Genomic DNA, 15,793 nt, shown 5'->3' with positions numbered 1-15,793 from the left:
GCAGATCAGGTTCGTGAACACTCATGCACCCGATCAGACGGCCCGAAGCGTCTACAACGTCCTGAGACACACTGTCTACGAGGTCCCGAGACAGAAGTGTCTATTAGGTCCCGAGACTTCACACCCCGCCTCAGACGTCTCGGGTACAGAAGCTCCCCTCCTCAGACGTCTCGGGTACGAAAAGGCCCGGCATCCCCGAGGATGCCGGGCCTTCCCGTCGCCAGCCGACTACCAGATCTCGACGCGCTCCGCCGGGGCGAGCCACATCCCGTCGCCCTCGCCGACCCCGAACGCCTCCTGGAACGCGGTGAGGTTGCGCGCGATCGTGTTGGTCCGGAACTCGTTGGGGGAGTGGGGGTCGATCGCAAGCCGCCGGATCGACTCCTCAGTCCGGCACACCTGCCGCCACACCGTGGCCCACGAGACGAAGAACCGCTGGTCCCCGGTGAACCCATCGATCACGGGCGCATCGCTTCCCTCAAGGTGCAGCCTGTAGGCCTTGAAGGCAATGCCCAGCCCGCCCAGGTCGCCGATGTTCTCGCCCAGCGTCAGCTTGCCGTTGACGGTGTGGCCCGGAGCTTCGGCAGGGGAGAGGACCTCGAACTGCGCCACGAGCCGCGCGGTGAGGGCCTCGAACGCAGCTCGATCGTCGTCCGTCCACCAGTTGCGCAGCGCGCCGTCGCCGTCGAACTGCGAGCCTTGGTCGTCGAAGCCGTGACCGATCTCGTGGCCGATGACGGCGCCGATCCCGCCGTAGTTGACGGCGGCGTCCGCCTCGGGGTGGTAGAACGGCGGCTGCAGAATCGCTGCAGGGAACACAATCTCGTTCATGAGCGGGTGGTAGTACGCGTTGACCGTCTGCGGCGTCATGAGCCACTTGATCCGGTCAACGGGCTTGCCGATTTCATCGAGGAGCGTGTCGAGTTCGCCCGCATGCGCCCGGCGGACGTTGCCGAGCAGATCCTCGGCGTCGATCTGGACCGCGGAGAAGTCGATCCACTCGTCGGGGTAGCCGATCTTGGGCCGGAACGAGTTGAGCTTGGCGAGTGCCCGCTCACGCGTCTCGGCACCCATCCACGGCAGCACGCTGATGCTCTCGCGGTAGGCCTCGACGATGTCGGCAACGAGCTCCTGCATCGCCTCCTTGTGCTCCGCCGGGAACTGGCGCTGCACGTAGAGCCTGCCCACGGCCATCCCGAGGCCGCCTTCGACCGTCGCTACCCCGCGCTTCCAGCGCTCCTTGTTCTCGGGAGTGCCGCTCAGCACGGTCCCGTAGAACGCGAAGTGCCGGTCCACAAACTCTGACGAGAGGAACGGCGCCGCCGCCGCCACGACGTGCGCTGTGAGCCACCGCTTCCAGTCCTCGAGCGGTAGCTCGTCGAGCAGAGGGGCGACTCCAGCCAGGAACTCGGGGTTCCCCACGACCACCTCGGCCCGCGCGGCCTCGGACACGCCCGTCGCCTCGCTCCACACGGCGAAGAGAGGGAACTGGTCCGCTGCCTTCTCCTCCGTGTAGAGGTTGTACGTCTTCTGCGGGTCACGCAGCGTCACGCGGTCCCAGTGGAGTGCCGCGAGCCGGCCTTCAAGACGAACGACGGCGGCCGCGTCGTCAGCGGGCGATGCGCTGCCCACGAGGGCGAACATGTCCGTCAGATAGGCGTTGTATGCCTCGCGCGCTTCGGCGAATCGGTCCTCGCGGTAGTACGACTCGTCGGGCAGTCCGAGGCCGCCCTGCGCGAGGTAGAGGAGGACGCGCTCGGGGTTGCCCGCGTCCGGCGCCGCGTAGTAACCGAAGAGACCCTCGCTGCCGCCGCGCCCAAGGCGCGCTGACGTGCTGACCAGCGATTCGACGTCGTCGATCGCCTCCACCTCGGCGAGCAGCGCCTTCAGCGGGGCGGCACCGAGCTGCGCCACGCGCTCCTCGTCCATGAAGGAGCGGTACAGGGCCCCGATCTTGTGCTCGTCGCTGCCCTCCGGGTGCTCGCTTGCGGCAAGCTCCTCGATGAGGGTGCGGACGTTCTCCTCGGCGAGGTCACGGAGCTGGACGAACGTCCCGACCAGAGCCCGGTCGGACGGGATCTCGGTCTCTCGAAGCCACGCGCCGTTGACGTGGCGGTACAGGTCGTCCTGGGGTCGCACGGTCCTGTCGAAGAACTCGCGCTCGACGCCGGATGGCGCGACGGGGCTATCGGTCATGGTGCCTCCTTGAGGGCATGCTCGGTTGGCTTCATCTTAGGCGCGGGGTCCGACAGCCAGATGGGCGTATCCGAGGCCCGTGCTATCGTGTCGATGTGCCCAACGCGCAGCGCCTTCTTCTTAGTTGCCGTGGCGGGGCCCTGTAGCTGCCGGCGGACCGAGTTTCCGACGAGCTAGGCCGGATCCCCGCCGCGGAGTTTTGTGACGCCCGGCCACAAGGATCCCAGCTTTGAGAAAGGCCTAGAGTAAAACCATGCGCAACGCACAGAAGCCCTCGGGCATGCCCGTTCACCGCTACCTCCCGTTCCACGAGCAGATCACCGTCGACCTGCCCGACCGGACGTGGCCGGACAATCGCATCGAGAAGGCGCCGCGCTGGTGCGCCGTCGATCTCCGCGACGGCAACCAGGCGCTCATCGACCCCATGAGCGCCGCCCGCAAGCTCAAGATGTTCAAGCTCCTTGTCTCGATGGGCTACAAGGAGATCGAGGTGGGCTTCCCGTCGGCCTCGCAGACCGACTTCGACTTCGTGCGTCAGCTCATCGAGGGTGGGCACATCCCGGACGACGTCACGATCCAGGTCCTGACGCAGGCCCGCGAGCACCTCATCGAGCGCACCTACGAATCGCTCGTCGGCGCCAAGAGCGCGATCGTGCACCTCTACAACTCGACGTCGGTCCTGCAGCGCCGCGTCGTGTTCAACTCGGACGAGGAGGGCATCCTCGACATCGCCGTCCAGGGTGCGCTCCTGTGCAAGAAGTACGAGGAGACGCTGCCGGACACCCACATCACGTACGAATACTCGCCGGAGTCCTTCACGGGCACGGAGCTCGAGTACGCCGCACGAGTGTGCAACAAGGTCGCCGAGATCCTCGAGGCGTCGGCGGACGGCCAGGTCATCATCAACCTCCCGGCCACGGTCGAGATGGCCACGCCGAACGTGTACGCCGACTCGATCGAGTGGATGAGCCGCAACCTGCACCCGCGCGAGGGCATCATCCTCTCCCTGCACCCGCACAACGACCGCGGAACGGGCGTCGCTGCCGCGGAGCTGGGCTACCTTGCCGGGGCCGACCGCATCGAGGGCTGCCTCTTCGGCAACGGCGAGCGGACGGGCAACGTGGACCTCGTGACCCTCGGGCTGAACCTGTTCGTCCAGGGCGTCGACCCGATGATCAACTTCTCCAACATCGACGAGATCCGCCGCACGGTCGAATACTGCAACCAGCTGCCGGTCGCCGAGCGTGTGCCCTACGGCGGCGACCTCGTGTTCACGGCCTTCTCCGGCTCGCATCAGGACGCCATCAAGAAGGGGTTCGAGGCGCTTGAGCGGGACGCCGCCGCCGCCGGGGTCCCGGTCGACGAGTTCACGTGGCAGGTCCCGTACCTGCCGATCGACCCCAAGGATCTGGGCCGTTCCTACGAGGCAGTGATCCGCGTCAACTCCCAGTCGGGCAAGGGCGGGGTCGCGTACCTGCTCAAGAACGAGCACAATCTGGACCTGCCGCGCCGCGCCCAGATCGAGTTCTCGCGCGTCATCCAGCAGCACACCGACACCGCGGGCGGCGAGGTCAGCCCGTCGACGCTGTGGGAGATCTTCAGCGACGAGTACCTCCCGGCGTCGTCCGTCGACGGCGGCAAGGCATGGGGCAGGTACGCACTCACCTCGGTGAGCACCGAGACGGCTGAGGACGGCACGATGACCCTCGAGGCCGCGCTCCGCATCGACGGCATGCAGGTGCACCGCACGGGCACCGGCAATGGTCCGATCGCTGCTCTCCTCGACGTCTTCTCGTCCGAGGGCGTCGACGTGCGCGTCCTCGACTACACCGAGCATGCCCTGTCCGAGGGCGGCAGTGCGCGCGCCGCCGCCTACGTCGAGTGCGGCATCGGCGAGCGCATCCTGTGGGGCGTCGGGATCGACGCGAACACGAGCCTCGCAGCGCTCAAGGCCGTGATCTCCGCCGTGAACCGCGCCCTGCGCGACAGCGCCGCGGGCGCCTAGCCCGGAAGCCGCGCCCCGCCGCACCGGCGGGGCGCGGCACGGCTGCCCTGAGCGCGGCCCGGCAGGTGTCGGGCCAAGCGGGGTGGGAGAATAGATCCCATGGCCGAATCGACGTTCGCAGCGCGGAGCTACCGCGACGACGGCGTGGTCCTGCGCACCCACCGCCTCGGCGAGGCCGACCGCATCATCGTGCTGCTCACGAAGCACCACGGCCAGGTGCGCGCCGTCGCCCGCGGGGTCCGGCGCACGGGGAGCCGCTTCGGCGCCCGGCTCGAGCCATTCATGGTCGCCGACGTCCAGCTCGTGCGCGGCCGCTCGCTCGAGGTGATTGGCCAGGCCGTGGCACGCGGCACATACGGCCGCGACATCGCGGCCGACTATTCGCGCTACACCGCCGCTGCCGCGATGACGGAAACCGCGGAGCGCCTCACAGCGAACGACGGCGAGGCATCCCTTCCGCATTATCAGCTGCTCGTGGGGGCGCTCGCCGCGCTGAGCCGGGGTGCACACGCCTCCGAGCTCATCCTCGATTCGTATCTCCTGCGGGCGCTCTCGACCGCCGGCTGGGCACCGAGCTTCACCGACTGCGCGCGCTGCGGGGAGCCTGGTCCCCATTTGGCGTTCTCTGCGGCCCTCGGAGGGATCGTCTGCCACGACTGCAGGCCGCCGGGCTCGCCGGCGCCGGCTCCGGACACCGTGCGCCTGCTGGCCGCGCTCCTCTCGGGGGACTGGTCCACGGCGGACGTCTCCGAGACGGCCAACCGCCGCGAGGCGTCGGGACTCGTCGCGGCGTACGTCCAATGGCACCTCGAGCGCGCCGTGCGGTCGCTCCGACTCGTCGAGCGTGACGACACAACCCTTTTGCCCCGCACCCAACAGGAGACCAGCACCTCGTGACACCTTCCCGCCGCGAAACGCGACAGATCGTGGCCCCCTACCCGCACCCCTCGGGCGCCCGTCCGCCGGCGATTCCCGCCGAGTTCGTGCCGCGTCACGTCGCCATCGTCATGGACGGCAACGGACGGTGGGCCAATCAGCGCGGACTCCCGCGCATCGAAGGACACAAGGCGGGGGAGCCGGCGCTTCTGGACGTCATGGCGGGCGCGATCGAGCTGGGCATCGAGTACGTGTCCGTCTACGCGTTCTCGACCGAGAACTGGAAGCGCTCCCCGGAGGAGGTCAAGTTCCTCATGGGCTTCAGCCGCGACGTCCTGCGCCGGCAGCGCGACACGCTCGACTCGTGGGGTGTGCGCATCCACTGGGCAGGCCGGCGGCCGCGGCTCTGGAGCTCCGTGATCCGCGAACTCGAAGAGGCCGAGCGGCTCACGCACGGCAACTCGAAGTGCCACCTGACGATGTGCGTCAACTACGGCGGGCGCGCAGAGATCGCCGACGCCGCGGCCGCCATCGCGCGCGACGTCGCCGCCGGCACGCTCAGCCCACGGGCCGTGTCGGAGAAGACGATCCAGCGCTACCTCGACGAACCGGACCTGCCCGACGTCGACCTGTTCCTCCGCAGCTCGGGAGAGCAGCGTCTGAGCAACTTCATGCTCTGGCAGTCGGCGTACGCCGAGATGGTGTTCATGGACAAGCTGTGGCCGGACGTCGACCGCCGCACGCTGTGGGAGGCCGCCGAAGTCTACGCGCGCCGCGACCGTCGCTACGGAGGTGCCGTGGACCGGGCTCCCGGCGCCTGACCATCAGGCTCCGGCGCCCCTGCCCGCAAGGGCGGCGTCGAGCCACACGCCAAGCCGAAGATAGGCCTCTCGGCGCACCCCAGGCGCCGAGAGGAGCACGTCGTGCAGCCCCCCGTCCACGAGCACCTCGTCCAGCTCCCCGCACACGAGCGCGGCCGCCCGGCGCATCGGAGCGATCGGCAGCACCGCGTCACGCGAACGCATATGCTCGCGCCACACGAGGCCCGTGTCGCTCCGCGTCGACGCGAGGAGAAGAGTGGGCACGGTGATCGGGGGGCCGTCGGCGAGCTCGCGCTGGGCGGTCAGAACCCCGTGCAGCCACCCGGCCCGGACGGGGAATGCGTTGCGGGGCCGAAGATCCTCGCGCAGATCCCACTCGCCTCCGGCCTCGCGCGCCACGGCACGCCAGAAGAAGCCGCGGGGCGGAAGCGGCAGGATCCGTTCGGGCCGGCCGCCAGCCCTGGGCGCGAGGGCGAACTCCAGCATCCGCCCCGCAGCGCGCCCGCCGTGCGGGACGAGCCACGGACTGCTCAGCACGACCGCGGCGAGGCGTCCTGGCCGGCGCTGGGCCTCGAGCGCGACGGCGAGCCCGCCCGTCGAATGGCCCATGAGCGCGATCGGACCGCTCCCTTCGGCCCGTACCGCGTCCAGGGCCGCGTCGATGCTCGAGAGGTAGTGTGCCGCGGAGGGGACGAAGCCCGGCCGGCCGCCGGGACGCAGGTTGCGGCCATGCTCGGGGAGATCCAGCGCGTAGAACCGCCAGCCTCGCGCCGCGACGAACCGTGCGAGCTCGGCATTGAAGTAGTAGTCGCTCCACCCGTGCACGTACACCAGGGCCGGCCGATCTAGCGACCCGCCGGAGACGCCGGCAAAACGCACGAGCGTCCCGGCCGCCGTCGCGCCCTCCCCGATCGCGCACTGCTCGAAGCCAGGGCCCAGAAAGTCGGAGCTCCACTGGTTCATGCGCCCTCCTCGTGCCCTCCACGTTCAGGATAGGACGCCGTTTTGTTGGGGGGAGTGCGCCTAAGCGACACTTGAGGCATGCGTGTCTACCCCCTCTTCTTCCGTGCTGCATTCTCGTGGATGGACGCCGAACGCGCCCATCGGATCGGCTTCAAGGCCATCCAGGCGGTGCACGGGGTTGGCATGGGCCGGGTTCTCGAGCGCTTCGCCGCTCCGCAGGCTTCCCTGCGTACGAGCGCGTTCGGCGTCGAGTTCCCCTCGCCCTTCGGGCTCGCGGCGGGCTTTGACAAGGAGGGCAAGGGCATCGAGGCCCTCGCGGAGCTCGGCTTCGGACACATCGAGGTCGGTACGATCACGGGCCAGGCGCAGCCCGGCAACCCGAAGCCGCGCCTCTTCCGCCTCGTCAAGGACCGCGCGGTCGTGAACCGCATGGGGTTCAACAACGACGGCGCCGCCGCCGTCGCGCCGCGCCTCGCCGTCGCTCGCGCTGCCCTTGAGAAGCGCTACGGTGCCGGGCGGCCGATCATCGGCGTCAACATCGGCAAGACGAAAGCCGTCCCGCTCGAGGACGCCGTCCTGGACTATCGGGTCAGCGCTCGGGCGCTCGCCCCGCACGCCGACTACCTCGTGGTCAACGTGAGCTCGCCGAACACGCCGGGCCTGCGGCTCCTGCAGAGCGCCGATTCCCTCCGGCCCCTGCTCGAGGCGGTGCGCGAGGAGTCGACGGCGGCCGCCGGGCACCGCGTCCCGCTGCTCGTCAAGATCGCCCCGGATCTCGCCGATGGCGACCTCGACGACGTGGCCCAGCTCGCTCTCGAGCTCGGCCTCGAGGGGATCATCGCGACCAACACGACGATCGGGCGGGAGGGGCTCGAGAGCGATCCCGCCGCCGTGGAAGCCTGCGGCGCCGGTGGCCTGTCGGGTGCGCCGCTCAAGGCGCGCTCGCTCGAGGTGCTGCGCCGCCTGGCCGGGATCGTCGGCGATCGGCTCGCGCTCGTCTCGGTGGGCGGCGTCGAAACCGCGGCCGACGTACAGGAAAGGCTCGCCGCGGGGGCGAGCCTTGTCCAGGGCTACACGGCCTTCCTCTACGAGGGCCCGTTCTGGGCGGCCTCGGTGAACCGGGGGCTCACCAAGGCCGGCTTCGTCACGAGGCGAACCTCGGTCGAGTAGGGCTAGGACGGGTACTGGCCGCGCGTGACCTGCGGCTTGGGCAGCCGGAGCGGGCGGAACTGGAGCGCGCGCATGGCCCCGTACCACACCGTGCCGCGCTCGATCTCGCGGAACTTGTCGGTAAGCCGCCGCCTGAGCTGGCGCGAGAGCCAGAACGTGTCGAGGATGACGAGCGCGAAGACCACCCAGAAGGCGATGAGGATGTAGAACTGCGCCTCGCTGGCCTGGGGCACCACGAAGGAGATCACCACAAACGCGAGCGCCGCGAACATCAGGTATTCGCCAAGGTTGAAGCGGGCGTCAACGGTATCCCGCGCGAAGCGCTTCTGAGGCCCGCGGTCCTTGAGCGGCAGATGCCGCTCGTCGCCGGTTTCGAGGGCGCGGCGAACCCGCGCCCTCTCGTCCGCGGCCGCCTGCCGGTCGGCTGCGCGAGAAGCCTTGCGGTCAGTGGGGACCAGCGGACGACGGCGGGCCGCCTCCTGGTCCTTGCGCCGCGGGGTCGGCGTTCCCTTGCCCGTGATAGGGTCGGCGGGCTTCTCCTCGGGCTGTCCGGCGCTCTCGGCGGCGGCCCCGTTCTTTCGTCCAAACACCATTAAAGGATAGCCACCCGACGGCGACGGTTCCGCGCGCAACGGGGCGCCGGGAGGCATTGATGCGCTATGGCTCCACTTGTACTGTGAAGCCATGATTTCAGAATTCATGCCCCCGGCTCCCGGCCTGACTGAAGAGCTGCGCTCCGCCGTCGAACGCCGCTTCGACGCGACGCTCGCCGAGCTCGTCCGACTCGCGTCCATTCCCGGCATCGCGTGGGAGGCCTTCGACGCCGAGGAACTCGAGCGCAGCGCGCGCACGGTTGCGGGCCTGGCCGAGGGTGCCGGGTTCGAATCGGTGGAGATCCTTCGCGCGCCGCGCCCCGACGGCAAGCCCGGGGGACCGGCCGTCGTGGCAAGCCGGCCGGCGCAGCCCGGCAAGCCGACCGTGCTGCTGTACGCCCATCACGACGTCCAGCCGCCAGGCGACCGCGCGCTGTGGGAGTCCGAGCCTTTCGTCCCCGAAGAGCGCAACGGGCGCCTCTACGGCCGGGGCACGGCAGACGACAAGGCCGGCATCATGGTCCACCTCGCCGCGTCGCGCGCCATCGCCGAGGTCCTGGGAGATGCCGGGGGAGTGGGGGTGACCCTCTTCGTCGAGGGCGAGGAGGAAGCCGGGTCGCCGAGCTTCCGGACGTTCCTCGAGACCTACCGTGATCGGCTTGCCGCAGACGTCATTGTGGTTGCCGACTCCTCAAACTGGGCCGTCGGCACGCCAGCCCTCACCACGAGCCTGCGAGGCCTCGTGGACGGTTCGTTCTCCGTCAGCGTGCTGAGCCACTCCGTGCACTCGGGCGTCTTCGGCGGCCCCGTGCTCGACGCGCCGACTCTTCTCGCTCGCCTCATCGCCACGCTGCACGACGAGGAGGGGAACGTCGCCGTCGCCGGCCTGGTTGTTGCGGACGACCCCGACATCGAATACCCCGAGGAGCAGTACCGCAACGATGCCGGAGTGCTCGACGGCGTGCGGCTCGCCGGGAGCGGGAGCGTCGCTGCGCGGCTCTGGAGCCGGCCCGCGCTCTCGATCATCGGCATGGATGTGCCCGCCGTCGCCGTCTCCTCCAACACCATTCAGGCGACGGCGCGCGCCAAGTTCAGCATGAGGCTTGCCCCGGGCCAGGATCCGGACGCGGCCATGGAAGCCATGCGGCGCCACCTCGAGGCCCACGTCCCCTTCGGGGCGCGCCTCGAGTTCGTCCCCGGGGAGCGGGGGAGCGCCTATCTCGCCGACACGTCCTCGCCCGCCGCGAGCCTCGCGCTCGACGCGCTGCGCGAAGCCTGGGGCACCGAACCCGTCCGGATGGGAATGGGCGGGTCCATTCCGTTTGTTGCCGATCTCAACGAGGTGTTCCCCGAGGCCGAGGTGCTCATCACGGGTGTCGAGGATCCGGACAGCCGGGCGCACAGTGCCAACGAATCGCTTCACGTGGGCGAGTTCAAGCGCTGCATCGTCGCGGAGGCACTGCTCCTAGCGGCCCTCAGCGCCGATCAGGGTTAGACCAGCCGGAGGGGCCCGCCGTAGCATTGGATGAGGGATGGCTGCCTGCCCACGCAGGATACGGCGTCCCAGCAGCGCTCAGCGGCACGGGCCGCAGAGGGAAGGTATGGAATGAGCACCGTTACCAACGAGACCACCGAGGCCATCGCGTCCCACGAGGTGAACCTCACCGAGGTCGCCGCCGGCAAGGTTCGCAGCCTGCTCGAGCAGGAGGGCCGCACCGATCTGCGCCTGCGGGTCGCGGTCCAGCCGGGTGGCTGTTCTGGCCTGATCTACCAGCTCTACTTCGACGAGCGAATGCTCGACGGCGACGCTGTCCGCGACTTCGATGGCGTCGAGGTCGTTGTCGACAAGATGAGTGTCCCGTACCTCGCGGGCGCCACGATCGACTTCGAGGACACGATCTCGAAGCAGGGCTTCACGATCGACAACCCCAACGCGCAGGGCTCGTGCGCGTGCGGCGACTCGTTCCACTGATCCGCACGCAGCCGCGCGTCGACCGTGCCTTCCTGCCCCTCCTTCGGGGGCCCCGGAAGGCACGGCCGACGTGCTTAAGCGACATGTGGGCGATTCCTTTGGGTTAGCTGTAAGCTCTACGTCGAGTAGTAAAACTATGCCGTCGGGGAGAGTTTCTGCGGGTCATGCCGTAGGGGAGTGAGCCCCGGCCACAGCATCAAGAGGAAGGGCCGTCTGTGAGGTCGCAGAACCGAACCAGCAGCCAGCGCACTCGAATCATCGCGGTAGCCTCGGTTGCCGCTGCGGGAGCGCTTGCACTGTCTGGATGTACATCCCAGGTACAGAATGGCTGGCTGCCGGGGTCGCGGGACACGACGAGCAACACAGGAATGATCACTGACCTCTGGGTCAACTCCTGGATCGCGGCACTCCTCGTCGGCGCCGTCACGTGGGGCCTCATCCTCTGGTGCATCATCGCGTACCGTCGCCGCAAGGGGACCATCGGCTTCCCGCGCCAGACGAGCTACAACCTCCCGCTCGAGATCTTCTACACGGCGATTCCGCTCTTCCTGGTCGTGGTGTTCTTCTACTTCACCGATCGTGACCAGCGCGCGATCGACAACCCCAACGCCAACCCGGACGTCACCATCAACGTCGTCGGGAAGCAGTGGGCTTGGGACTTCAACTACAAGCAGGGCGGCGTCGTCAAGGACAACGTCTACGAAGCTGGGACGCAGGCGCACCTCAACGGTTCGGACATCGACCTCAACAGCCTCCCGACGCTGTACCTCCCGGTCAACAAGAGCGTCACGATCGAGCTCACCTCTCGTGACGTCATCCACTCGTTCTGGGTCCCCGCCTTCCTCCAGAAGCGCGACATGATCCCGGGCCACCCGAACTACATGTACTTCACGCCGCAGAAGGAAGGCACGTACGACGGCAAGTGCGCCGAGCTCTGCGGTGAATACCATTCCGAGATGCTCTTCCGCGTCAAGGTCGTCTCCGAGGCCGAATTCCAGGCGCACCTCTCGGGCCTTCCCAAGGGCCTGCTCGACACGACGTATGACCGCAACCCGGATCTGAACCAGAAGTAGGGGAACAACCGTGGCTACCTATACACAGTCGCCTTCAGCCGGGGCACTCAGCGCACCGGTCGTACCGCGGTCCAAGGGACGGATCATCGTCAACTGGATCACGTCGACCGACCACAAGACGATCGGGTACATGTACCTGATTGCCTCCTTCGTCTTCTTCTGCTTGGGCGGCGTCATGGCGCTGCTCATCCGCGCCGAGCTCTTCGAGCCCGGCATGCAGATCCTGCAGACGAAGGAGCAGTACAACCAGCTCTTCACGATGCACGGCACGATCATGCTGCTCATGTTCGCGACGCCCCTCTTTGCGGGCTTCGCAAACGTGATCATGCCGCTCCAGATCGGTGCTCCGGACGTCGCGTTCCCGCGCCTCAACGCGCTGGCGTTCTGGTTCTTCCTCTTCGGTTCCACGATCGCGACCGCGGGCTTCATCACGCCGCAGGGCGCCGCCTCCTTCGGCTGGTTCGCGTACGCGCCGCTGTCGAATACAACGTTCACACCAGGCGTTGGCGGCGACCTCTGGGTCTTCGGTCTCGCGCTCTCGGGCTTCGGCACGATCCTCGGCGCGGTCAACTTCATCACCACGATCATCTGCATGCGTGCCCCTGGCATGACGATGTGGCGCATGCCGATCTTCACGTGGAACACGCTCATCACCGCGATCCTCGTGCTCATGGCCTTCCCGCCGCTCGCTGCGGCCCTCTTCGGCCTTGGCGCCGACCGACGGTTCGGCGCGCACGTCTTCGACCCAGAGAACGGCGGCGCCGTCCTCTGGCAGCACCTGTTCTGGTTCTTCGGCCACCCCGAGGTGTACATCATCGCGCTGCCGTTCTTCGGCATCGTGTCCGAGATCTTCCCGGTGTTCAGCCGCAAGCCGGTCTTCGGCTACAAGGGCCTCGTGTTCGCGACGATCGCCATCGCCGCCCTCTCGGTCACTGTGTGGGCCCACCACATGTACGTGACGGGCGCAGTCCTCCTGCCGTTCTTCTCCTTCATGACGATGCTCATCGCCGTCCCGACGGGCGTGAAGTTCTTCAACTGGATCGGAACCATGTGGCGAGGCTCGATCACGTTCGAGACGCCGATGCTCTGGAGCCTCGGCTTCCTCATCACGTTCCTCTTCGGCGGACTGACCGGCATCATCCTCGCGTCCCCGCCGCTCGACTTCCACGTCTCTGACACCTACTTCGTTGTCGCTCACTTCCACTACGTGGTCTTCGGCACGGTCGTGTTCGCCATGTTCGCCGGGTTCTACTTCTGGTGGCCCAAGTGGACCGGCAAGATGCTCAACGAGCGCCTCGGCAAGATCCACTTCTGGCTTCTGCTCATCGGCTTCCACGGCACGTTCCTGATCCAGCACTGGCTGGGCGTCATGGGCATGCCCCGCCGCTACGCGGACTATCTTCCCCAGGACGGCTTCACGTGGATGAACCAGTTCTCGACGATCTCCTCGTTCGTCCTGGGCGCCTCCCTCATCCCGTTCTTCTGGAACGTGTACATCACGGCCCGTAGCGGCAAGCGAGTCTTGGTCGACGATCCGTGGGGCTTTGGTGCGTCGCTCGAGTGGGCCACGTCCTGCCCGCCGCCGCGCCACAACTTCACGTCCCTTCCCCGCATTCGCTCGGAGCGTCCTGCACTCGACCTGCACCACCCGGAGCTGTCGATGGTCGGGGCCGTGCAGCACTCTCAGTCCGCCGCGGCGATCGCCGCAGACCGGAAGGACACGCACTAGTGAAAATCGAATCCTGGCTCTTTGGCACGGGCGTCTTCTTCTTCGTTCCGGTCGCGATCGTCTACGGCTTCCTCACCCACTGGGGCGAGTGGGTCGGCATCATGGGCATGCTGCTCGTGGGTGGCCTCGCCCTCATGATCGGCTCCTACCTCGGGGTGACGGCGCGGCGTGTCGGTACGCGCCCCGAGGACCGCGAGGACGCCGAGATCCACGAGGGTGCCGGCGAGCAGGGGCATTTCAGCCCGTGGAGCTGGTGGCCCATCACGCTCGGCGTCGCGGCTGCCACGGGCATGCTCGGCCTCGCCGTCGGCTGGTGGATCACGTTCATCGGCGCGGGCATCGCGATCGTTGCGCTCGTCGGCTGGGTGTTCGAGTACAGCCGCGGAGACCACGCGCACTGAACCCTTGCGAACTGGGGCCCGGCTTCTTCGGAAGCCGGGCCCTTTTGCATGCGCCGTTCCCGGGTTCGCGTAGCATTCGCCGAAAAGCGGGCGGATAGGGGCGAGGGCCACCAGTTCGAGCCGGTTCGCTCCGCAACAGAGCCGTGTCAACCCGGGGCCGGGTGCCTGCCAGCGCCATCCGGCCCGAGCCCTCAGTTCGACGATGTCCGCGGTGTCGATTCTGGTGCGAGGGAAGGCTTCTCTGTGATGCCGAAGACCTCGCGCAGAGCGTGAAGTGCTGCGTTCCATCCGGCCATGCCGTGGACGCCTGGGCCCGGGGGCGTGGAAGCCGAGCAGAGGTACACGCCCTTCCATGGCGTGCGGTAGGGAACTGCCGAGAGAACGGGCCGCGCCAGAAGCCCGCGGATGTTCACGGCGCCGGCCGATGACCGCGACGTCTGTGTCCACCGGTTCAGTGTCTCCGCCATGAGTGGCCGGCCGTGTTCTCCTCGACGGCCCCGAGGCTGCGGAGCCGTAGGACGGCAAGGGCGGCCGAAGCTGGGATCAGGACTGCGGCGCCGCACGCTAGCCACCTGCGACAGAAGTAGTCAAGAAGTTCTCCGGCTTCTGTCGAAGCTGCGCGCTGTTAGCGGTTAGGTGGGGGCATGGCGTTCGGCTGGACTATCCGACAGTCCCGTGTCGAAAACGATCGATATCTTTAGGTAGTCGGATGTAAGGCCCATATTTGCGCGGAGTTTCCGATGTGGACAGCGTCTGGCAGGGAGGATCGAGGTCCTTCTGTCAGCGGTAGGCGGTGCGCAATCGTTGCTGATCCGAGACGTGGCATCGCGTGTGGGCATGCTTTTCTGCATCTGCTGGGTTGTGAATCGGAGCGCTATTTGGCGCCCCTCCAACTCCTCGTCAGTGAACACCCGCGTGGCCACGGGGAAGCCTCCCGTCCGAGAGTCTGCTCTCTCAACCGGAAGCCCACCGACCCATGTCCGCCCGATTTTCGGCGAATGCTACGGGAACCCGTTTCAGGCCCGTCCGGGCGGTCGGGCAGAGACCACGGCCACCCGCAACGTGTAGCCTTCAATGGGTAGTTGATGATCGGGAAGGAGCTGGGTGGAGTGGCCGACAGCATCGTCGGAAAGCTCGACAGATCCTCGAAGACCGCGGTCTACGTTCAGCTCCGCGAACTGCTCCGAGAGCACATCCACGCGAATCTCGCTCCGGGCGCTCCGCTCCCTTCGGAGCGAGAGCTTGCGCACCGATTCGGTCTCGCTCGCATGACCGTGCGCCAGGCCATCGACGCCCTCGTAGCAGAGGGCGTCCTGGATCGCATCGTGGGGCTCGGCACCTTCGTGAGCCGCCCGAAGGTCGACCTGCAGATGAAGCTCACCTCATACAGCGAGGAGATGCAGCGTCGAGGCATGGTCCCTGACGCGAAGGTCTTGAGCTTCGAGCAGATCGGGGCCTCGGCCCATCTGGCCCGCGAGCTGCAGGTGGAGGAGGGCACCGCCGTCGTGCGTTTCCGCCGCCTCCTTCTCGCCGATCAGGAGCCGATGAGCGTCGACGAGAATTACATCGTCGCGCATCGGGTCCCCGGCTTCGCCGATGGACCCCCGCCCACATCCCTCTACCAGGTGCTGAGCGAGCGGTACGGACTCGTCATGGAATGGGGAGAGGACATGATCGAGGCAACGGCTGCCTCGCCCTCCATCGCGCGGCTCCTCAAGGTCGACATGGGGGCCCCGCTGCTCAAGATCCAGCGCCACGCCTACGTGGCCAAGGCGATGGTGGACTATTCGGTCTCGTACTACCGCGCGGACCGCTACAAGCTCTGGGTGCCGCTCCAGCGGCCTGGAATCCGTTCGCCACGCACTTACACCACCCAGCGCTTCACCGGCTAGCAGGAGCTGTCCAGCGCCGTCTGGCGCGGTGATCCCGCCAGGTTGATCCAGCTTCGTGCCTTCGGCTGCCCAGCTGGCATCCGCCAGGGGCGCCCGGCCGAT

General features: G+C 67.7%; 13 protein-coding genes. 10 read left to right on the top strand and 3 right to left on the bottom strand.

Annotation, left to right across the window (positions count from 1 at the left end; all coding sequences use genetic code 11):
• Positions 1–228: 228 nt before the first annotated feature.
• The gene (locus tag E6A26_RS13300) at positions 229–2,196 is read right to left on the bottom strand and encodes a M13 family metallopeptidase (protein ID WP_136611674.1); all 1,968 of its coding nucleotides are present in this window, start codon (positions 2,194–2,196) and stop codon (positions 229–231) included.
• Positions 2,197–2,449: 253 nt separating this feature from the next.
• Here E6A26_RS13300 and leuA point away from each other — a divergent pair, with 253 nt between their 5' ends.
• The 3 genes from leuA to E6A26_RS13285 all read left to right on the top strand — a co-directional run bounded on the left by leuA (position 2,450) and on the right by E6A26_RS13285 (position 5,898).
• Positions 2,450–4,201, top strand: a complete 1,752-nt coding sequence (gene leuA / locus E6A26_RS13295) for a 2-isopropylmalate synthase (RefSeq protein ID WP_136611673.1) — start codon at positions 2,450–2,452, stop codon at positions 4,199–4,201.
• Between the two features lie 99 nt (positions 4,202–4,300).
• Positions 4,301–5,098, top strand: a complete 798-nt coding sequence (recO, locus tag E6A26_RS13290) for a DNA repair protein RecO (RefSeq protein WP_136611672.1) — start codon at positions 4,301–4,303, stop codon at positions 5,096–5,098.
• Positions 5,095–5,898, top strand: a complete 804-nt coding sequence (locus E6A26_RS13285; RefSeq protein ID WP_136611671.1) for an isoprenyl transferase — start codon at positions 5,095–5,097, stop codon at positions 5,896–5,898. The genes recO and E6A26_RS13285 overlap by 4 nt, the downstream gene beginning before the upstream one ends.
• A gap of 3 nt (positions 5,899–5,901) precedes the next feature.
• Here E6A26_RS13285 and E6A26_RS13280 read toward each other — a convergent pair whose 3' ends face one another.
• The gene (locus E6A26_RS13280) at positions 5,902–6,861 is read right to left on the bottom strand and encodes an alpha/beta hydrolase (protein WP_136611670.1); all 960 of its coding nucleotides are present in this window, start codon (positions 6,859–6,861) and stop codon (positions 5,902–5,904) included.
• A 78-nt stretch (positions 6,862–6,939) separates the two neighbouring features.
• On the opposite strand from E6A26_RS13280, the gene E6A26_RS13275 reads away from it, so the two are divergent.
• On the top strand, positions 6,940–8,031 hold the full coding sequence (locus tag E6A26_RS13275) for a quinone-dependent dihydroorotate dehydrogenase (RefSeq protein ID WP_136611669.1): 1,092 nt from the start codon (positions 6,940–6,942) through the stop codon (positions 8,029–8,031).
• 2 nt (positions 8,032–8,033) lie between these two features.
• On the opposite strand, the gene E6A26_RS13270 is transcribed toward E6A26_RS13275, so the two are convergent.
• Positions 8,034–8,621, bottom strand: a complete 588-nt coding sequence (locus E6A26_RS13270) for a DUF3043 domain-containing protein (RefSeq protein WP_407695386.1) — start codon at positions 8,619–8,621, stop codon at positions 8,034–8,036.
• Positions 8,622–8,715: 94 nt separating this feature from the next.
• Here E6A26_RS13270 and E6A26_RS13265 point away from each other — a divergent pair, with 94 nt between their 5' ends.
• The 6 genes from E6A26_RS13265 to E6A26_RS13240 all read left to right on the top strand — a co-directional run bounded on the left by E6A26_RS13265 (position 8,716) and on the right by E6A26_RS13240 (position 15,691).
• The gene (locus tag E6A26_RS13265; RefSeq protein ID WP_136611667.1) at positions 8,716–10,119 is read left to right on the top strand and encodes a dipeptidase; all 1,404 of its coding nucleotides are present in this window, start codon (positions 8,716–8,718) and stop codon (positions 10,117–10,119) included.
• Between the two features lie 111 nt (positions 10,120–10,230).
• Positions 10,231–10,596 carry an iron-sulfur cluster insertion protein ErpA gene (gene erpA, locus E6A26_RS13260; RefSeq protein WP_136611666.1) on the top strand — a complete coding sequence of 122 codons (366 nt, stop codon included), beginning with the start codon at positions 10,231–10,233 and terminating at the stop codon, positions 10,594–10,596.
• Between the two features lie 215 nt (positions 10,597–10,811).
• Positions 10,812–11,669, top strand: coding sequence for an aa3-type cytochrome oxidase subunit II (gene ctaC, locus E6A26_RS13255; RefSeq protein ID WP_136611665.1), 858 nt, complete (start codon positions 10,812–10,814; stop codon positions 11,667–11,669).
• A 10-nt stretch (positions 11,670–11,679) separates the two neighbouring features.
• Positions 11,680–13,398: an aa3-type cytochrome oxidase subunit I gene (ctaD, locus tag E6A26_RS13250; RefSeq protein WP_136611664.1), complete on the top strand. Its 1,719-nt coding sequence runs from the start codon at positions 11,680–11,682 to the stop codon at positions 13,396–13,398.
• Entirely contained in the window at positions 13,398–13,799 is a 402-nt protein-coding gene (locus tag E6A26_RS13245; RefSeq protein WP_136611663.1) for a cytochrome c oxidase subunit 4, read from the top strand. Before ctaD ends, E6A26_RS13245 begins: the two co-directional genes overlap by 1 nt.
• 1,109 nt (positions 13,800–14,908) lie before the next feature.
• Positions 14,909–15,691 carry a GntR family transcriptional regulator gene (locus E6A26_RS13240; protein ID WP_407695383.1) on the top strand — a complete coding sequence of 261 codons (783 nt, stop codon included), beginning with the start codon at positions 14,909–14,911 and terminating at the stop codon, positions 15,689–15,691.
• Positions 15,692–15,793: the final 102 nt, after the last annotated feature.

Source organism: Sinomonas albida, assembly GCF_004919045.1.
In the GTDB taxonomy this organism is placed as follows: domain Bacteria; phylum Actinomycetota; class Actinomycetes; order Actinomycetales; family Micrococcaceae; genus Sinomonas; species Sinomonas albida.
Note: the sequence above shows the minus strand (reverse complement) of the source record. Positions and strands in the feature narration are given on the sequence as shown.

What these genes read in the sequence shown, in the direction of transcription:
- E6A26_RS13300 (WP_136611674.1), bottom strand. Translation starts at nt 2,196, where the DNA reads ATGACCGATAGCCCCGTCGCGCCATCCGGCGTCGAGCGCGAGTTCTTC.
- leuA (WP_136611673.1), top strand. Translation starts at nt 2,450, where the DNA reads ATGCGCAACGCACAGAAGCCCTCGGGCATGCCCGTTCACCGCTACCTC.
- recO (WP_136611672.1), top strand. Translation starts at nt 4,301, where the DNA reads ATGGCCGAATCGACGTTCGCAGCGCGGAGCTACCGCGACGACGGCGTG.
- E6A26_RS13280 (WP_136611670.1), bottom strand. Translation starts at nt 6,861, where the DNA reads ATGAACCAGTGGAGCTCCGACTTTCTGGGCCCTGGCTTCGAGCAGTGC.
- E6A26_RS13275 (WP_136611669.1), top strand. Translation starts at nt 6,940, where the DNA reads ATGCGTGTCTACCCCCTCTTCTTCCGTGCTGCATTCTCGTGGATGGAC.
- E6A26_RS13265 (WP_136611667.1), top strand. Translation starts at nt 8,716, where the DNA reads ATGATTTCAGAATTCATGCCCCCGGCTCCCGGCCTGACTGAAGAGCTG.
- erpA (WP_136611666.1), top strand. Translation starts at nt 10,231, where the DNA reads ATGAGCACCGTTACCAACGAGACCACCGAGGCCATCGCGTCCCACGAG.